General features: G+C 60.8%; 4 protein-coding genes and 2 pseudogenes. 5 read left to right on the top strand and 1 reads right to left on the bottom strand.

The window, feature by feature from the left end; all coding sequences use genetic code 11:
* Positions 1–288 precede the first annotated feature (288 nt).
* Both katB and ACEWE8_RS25765 read left to right on the top strand, forming a co-directional pair.
* Entirely contained in the window at positions 289–1,830 is a 1,542-nt protein-coding gene (katB, locus tag ACEWE8_RS25770; protein WP_125924807.1) for a catalase KatB, read from the top strand.
* Positions 1,831–1,886: 56 nt separating this feature from the next.
* Entirely contained in the window at positions 1,887–2,447 is a 561-nt protein-coding gene (locus ACEWE8_RS25765) for an ankyrin repeat domain-containing protein (protein ID WP_080952158.1), read from the top strand.
* Positions 2,448–2,614: 167 nt separating this feature from the next.
* Here the strand turns inward: ACEWE8_RS25765 and ACEWE8_RS25760 are convergent.
* Positions 2,615–3,334 (bottom strand): annotated as a pseudogene (locus ACEWE8_RS25760) (LysR substrate-binding domain-containing protein); the annotation flags it as partial.
* On the opposite strand from ACEWE8_RS25760, the pseudogene ACEWE8_RS25755 reads away from it, so the two are divergent.
* The 3 genes and pseudogenes from ACEWE8_RS25755 to ACEWE8_RS25745 all read left to right on the top strand — a co-directional run.
* A pseudogene (locus tag ACEWE8_RS25755) lies at positions 3,318–4,196 on the top strand (PrpF domain-containing protein); the annotation flags it as partial. The pseudogenes ACEWE8_RS25760 and ACEWE8_RS25755 overlap by 17 nt on opposite strands.
* Positions 4,180–4,419: a hypothetical protein gene (locus tag ACEWE8_RS25750; protein ID WP_144415488.1), complete on the top strand. Its 240-nt coding sequence runs from the start codon at positions 4,180–4,182 to the stop codon at positions 4,417–4,419. The pseudogene ACEWE8_RS25755 and the gene ACEWE8_RS25750, both read left to right, overlap by 17 nt.
* 74 nt (positions 4,420–4,493) lie before the next feature.
* Positions 4,494–5,674, top strand: a 1,181-nt coding sequence (locus ACEWE8_RS25745) for a Fic family protein (protein WP_395589434.1), incomplete at its 3' end; no start/stop codon positions are given.

Raw genomic sequence — 5,674 nt, 5'->3', positions numbered from 1 at the left:
GCCGGCTTTAGGTCCCACCCACCCCTTCGAGTCCTACCATACAAGCTGGCTTGCCGGCGATGGGCCGCAAAGCGGGCCCAAATCGCTTAACGTCCAGGATTCACTCAGCGCCAGACGGGATACCGGGGCCGGCGTACCGTCAGCTCTCATCTAGCAAAAAATGCATAAAAAACTGCATTGAAATTGCCAATCGTGCTGATGCGCAGGATCAATTTAGGGGGGCATCCCACGCTCATTATCCTCTGCGGGCGCATTCAAAACGCCCGATTGAGCCTATGGAGCTTCTCGATGACCCCTGTGCTAAAGCATTTCCAACCCGGCCGCCTGCTGGTTGCAGCAAGCCTTGCCGCCAGCCTGCTGACGATGTCCGTCCAGGCCGCGACCCTGACCCGCGACAGCGGTGCACCGGTTGGTGACAACCAGAATTCGCAAACGGCCGGCGCCAACGGCGCGGTGCTGCTGCAAGACGCTAACCTGCTGCAGAAGCTGCAGCGCTTCGACCGCGAGCGCATTCCAGAGCGGGTGGTGCACGCCCGTGGTACCGGAGTGCACGGTGAGTTCACCGCCAGCGCCGACATCAGCGACCTGAGCATCGCCAAAGTCTTCCGCCCAGGTGAGAAAACACCGGTGTTCGTGCGCTTTTCTGCCGTGGTGCACGGCAACCACTCGCCCGAAACCCTGCGTGACCCACGCGGCTTCGCCACCAAGTTCTACACCGCAGACGGCAACTGGGACCTGGTAGGCAACAACTTCCCGACCTTTTTCATCCGCGACGCCATCAAGTTCCCGGACATGGTGCATGCGTTCAAGCCTGACCCACGCACCAACCTCGATGACGACTCCCGCCGCTTCGACTTCTTCTCCCACGTACCAGAAGCCACCCGTACCTTGACCCTGCTGTACTCCAACGAGGGTACCCCGGCCAGCTACCGCGAAATGGACGGCAACAGCGTGCATGCCTACAAGCTGGTCAACAGCGAAGGCCAAGTGCACTACGTGAAGTTCCACTGGAAGAGCCTGCAAGGCCAGAAGAACCTTGACCCCAAACAAGTCGAGCAGGTCCAGGGCCGTGATTACAGCCACATGACCAACGACCTGGTCAGCGCGATCAAGGACGGCAAGTTCCCCAAATGGGACCTGTACATCCAGGTGCTCAAGCCCGAAGACCTGGCCACGTTCGACTTCGACCCGCTCGATGCCACCAAGATCTGGCCGAACGTGCCAGAGCGCAAGATCGGCCAGATGGTGTTGAACCGCAACGTCGACAACTTCTTCCAGGAAACCGAGCAAGTCGCCATGGCGCCGTCGAACCTGGTGCCAGGTATCGAACCGTCTGAAGACCGCCTGCTGCAAGGCCGCCTGTTCGCCTATGCCGACACCCAGATGTACCGCATTGGCGCCAACGGCCTGAGCTTGCCGGTCAACCAGCCGCGCATCCCGGTCAATAACGTCAACCAGGATGGCCAGGCCAACGCGGGCCACACCACCACGGGGGTCAACTACCAGCCAAGCCGCCTGCAGCCGCGTGAAGAACAGGCCAGCGCCCGCTATGTGCCGACCCCGCTGGTGGGCAGCACCCAGCAGGCGAAGATCCAGCGCGAGCAGAACTTCAAGCAGACCGGCGAGCTGTTCCGCTCCTACAGCAAGAAGGAACAGACCGACCTGATCAACAGCCTGGGCCAGGCCCTGGCAGTGACCGACGAGCAAAGCCGCTACATCATGCTGTCGTTCTTCTACAAGGCCGATAGCGACTACGGTGCAGGCCTGGCCAAAGTGGCCAAGGCAGACCTCAAGCGCGTTCAGCAGCTGGCAGCGAAGCTGCAGGACTGATTGCCATGACTGAGCGGGCCGACGGCCCGCTCTTCGTTTCTACGCAGGTAAACACCATGCACAAATGGATGATGGCAGCCGTGTGTGGCTTGCTGATCCTCACCGCCCAGGCACAAGAGCCACTGCCGCCCCAAGGGCAAGACACCAACACCGAGCAGCGGTTGCGCGATTACTTCTTCGGGGCCGCACGCCGCGGGGATGAGGCAATGATCAAAACATTCATCCAGGCGGGCTACAACCTGGATACCCCTGACGAAAAGGGCTACACCGGCCTTATTCTGGCGGCCTACCACGGCCAGCGAGCGGCCGTGGAACAACTGCTGGCGGCCGGCGCCGACCCATGCGCCCAGGACAAGCGGGGCAACACCGCACTGATGGGGGCGATATTCAAAGGCGAGGTGCGCATTGCCAGGCGGCTGATCGACGCCAAGTGCAACCCTGACCAGCGCAATGGCGCGGGACAGACGGCCGCCATGTATGCGGCCATGTTTCAGCGCAAGGAATTGCTCGACGCGCTGACCGCCCATGGCGCTGATATCGAAGCAACAGATGCACTGGGCAACAGCGTGCAAAGCCTGCAACAGGGTGAGCTCAACGGCATATCGGCGCAACGCTGAGGGCTGCGCATTCTGCAATGCCACCTGCCAGCACACCGCCAGGGAGCTGCGATAAGAAAATTGGATATTGCGTAAGATAATTCCGCTACTCGGTCGCCGGGAGAGCGTCAAACTGACCGAGGACGCCAGTTGAGCCCCCTCTAGGCCCGCAGTCTGGCGCAGGCATGCTAAGTGATCACCTGGCGGATACAAGCCATCAGCGCGGCCGCCGCCGGTGACTGCAGGCAGCCACTGCGCTGCATGAGGCCGATGGCGCGGGCAGTACCGGGCAGTGCCAGCGGCAGGCGTTGCAGCTCGCCGCTGGCAATCTCGTAAGCCAACTGGTGCGTAGACACCGCCGCCAGCATGTCTGAACGCACCAGCAGGCCACGGATAACCGCCAGATCAGCGCTTTCCACCACAGGCCACGGCGCTGCCAAACCAGCGGCGGCGAAGCAGTTGTCAAGCAGCCCGCGCGCCGGCGAACCGGCCCGCGGCAACACCCAGCGCGCCTGGTGCACGCCCTCGAGCGACAGGCGTGCGTGCAGCAACGGGTGCCCCCGGCGGGCCAGCAGCACCATTTCCTCGTTGATGAGCGGCTCGCCCACCAGGTCGCTGGCATAGTCGTGAGGCCGCAAGGCGCCTAGCACGAAGTCCACATCCCCCACCCGCAATTCGGTTGCCAGCAGGTCGAACGGGCTTTCGTTGGTCACCACCCGGACCTGTGGATGCTGGGCGGTAAAACGCAAAATGGCCTCCGGCAGAATGCGCGAGCGGCCCAACGGCAACGCGCCGGCATGCACCACCCCGCGCAGGGTGCCTTGCATCGCACTCAGGTCACTGTCCATGTGGCGCAACTCGTTCAGCGCCCGGCGGATGGGGAAAAGAATGCGCGAGGACGCCGACGTCGACTACCTGTTCGCGCAGGTGGTAGTGGACGAAGCGCGGGTGGACTACGGGCAGAACTGCGGCAACATCCTGGCCGGCGTCGGGCCCTTCGCCATCGAGCGCGGCCTGGTGGCCGCCAGCGGCGCAAGCACACCGGTGCGTATATTCATGGAAAACACCGGGCAGCTCGCCGTCGCCCAGGTGCCGACCACCGATGGCCAGGTGGAGTATGCCGGCGATACCCGTATCGATGGCGTGCCGGGCCGAGCGGCGGCGCTGGTGGTGACGTTTGCCGACGTGGCCGGAGCCAGTTGCGGAGCCCTGCTGCCGACAGGCAACAGCCGCGACCGGGTCGATGGCGTGGAAGTGACCTGCATCGACAACGGCATGCCGATTGTGCTGCTGCGTGCCGAAGACCTTGGCGTGACCGGCTACGAGCCGTGCGAAACGCTGGATGCCGACAGTGCACTGAAAACGCGCCTGGAAGCCATCCGCCTGCAACTGGGCCCACGCATGAACCTGGGTGATGTCAGCCAGCGCAATGTGCCAAAGATGTGCCTGCTGTCGGCACCGCGCAACGGCGGCACGGTCAATACCCGCTCGTTCATTCCGCACCGTTGCCATGCGTCCATCGGGGTGTTTGGCGCGGTAAGTGTCGCCACGGCCTGTTTGATCGAAGGGTCGGTTGCACAGGGGCTTGCCAGCACGTCCGGCGGTGATATCCAGCGTTTGGCGGTGGAGCATCCTAGCGGCGAATTTACAGTGGAGATCAGCTTGGAACGTGGCGTGATCACGGGGTGCGGGTTGGTGAGGACGGCGCGTTTGCTGTTTGATGGGGTTGTGTGTGTTGGGCGGGATGTATGGGGTGGGCCGCAGCAGTGATTGCCACAGTTTCTTCAGCACCCTTGAGGTCGAGCGCCGCCCGCGCGGCGCATCAAAAACTCAAGAAAAAAACTGCTTCGGTTGCATAACTGAAGATTTTTGCATCCTCGGCAAGAAAATTTCGCCACACTGGTCAGAACTGAAGAAAAACCCAGGCACACATTTCGGACGTTGCGAGCCCACCTCACATGCCCTGTGGAAAGTGAAGAAAAAAACGGCATAATCGCGAAATCTGAAGATTTTGTGAGCTGACTTAAAAAAAACACAGCGCTCACGCCCAAACTGAAGGAAAGGTACATGCGGGCAGCGGGATATTCGCTACTACTCGATAGGCTGCAGATCTCTGCGGTCGCACTCAAGCGCCCTGCGATCGTACAACCGGTCACCCGGATTGAGAAAATCGGGAACACGCTCGCGGTGCCCCATCGAATGGCGCCCTCAGAGGACGACCTGCTTGGGAATGTGCTTTTTGCGCTCAAGCACGAAGGTATCAACCTTTCAATTCTCGCCCAGGCTCTGCCACAGATCCCAGCTGAACGTTTTTCGCAAGCGCTGGAAGCATCACCCAATGGCGTTTATATCCGTAAGGCCTGCTATCTCCGGGAAGCCTTCACCGGTGAAGACATTGAGCAGCCTTCACCTGTACGCGGCGGCTTCGCTCAGCTATTCGACCCAGAACAGTACATTACTCGACCAGGTGAGCGAAATTCGAAGTGGCGGGTGGAGTTCAACGGGCTCGGAGATCTGACTTACTGCGCGACCGTAGAGCGCACTGCGCAAGTTACAGAGCTTCTCGAGCATGACATTCTCGGCAAGGCGAAGAACTTCATCGGTTCACTCCCTCCGCTGATGATGGACAGGGCTATCAACTGGGCGTATCTGCACGAGACCCAGGACTCGTTTGCAATCGAGAAGGAAGCCCCAACCGAAGATAAATCCCGCCGCTTCATCAAGCTCTTGCGCCAGGCCCATGAGCGCCACCCACTGACTGAGGATTATCTGGTTACTTTACAGAACGCCACTGTGGCAAACCCTCTGGACCTTGCGGCGGCATTTCGACACGAGCAGAACCACCTTAGCAATGGCATGCATGGAGCAGCCGGGGTGACCTATGTACCCCCTCCCCCGGGCCTGTGCCGCGAGTTGATGGAAAGCCTGATGCGCTTCGCTAATGAAGGCCCTACCCAAATCGATCCGCTTGTGGCGGCAAGCATCATTTCATTTGGGTTCGTGTTCCTCCACCCGTTCATGGATGGAAACGGGCGCTTGTCGCGCTTTTTGATCCACCAGGCTCTTTGCCATTCCGGGGCGCTTGAAAACGGCCTGTTGCTCCCAGTTTCGGTTGCGATGAAACGCGAAGAGCGCCTGTATCTGGAGACACTTCAAGGATACTCCGGGCCCGTGCGTGAATACTGGCAAGTGCACTGGATCGATCACGAGCAGTTTACATTTGAGTTCATCGGCGCTGACGCGATCTA

Origin of the sequence: Pseudomonas sp. TR47 (genome assembly GCF_044143025.1) — a bacterium.
GTDB classification, from domain to species: Bacteria; Pseudomonadota; Gammaproteobacteria; order Pseudomonadales; family Pseudomonadaceae; genus Aquipseudomonas; species Aquipseudomonas putida_E.
This window is presented reverse-complemented; position numbering and strand designations above follow the sequence as displayed.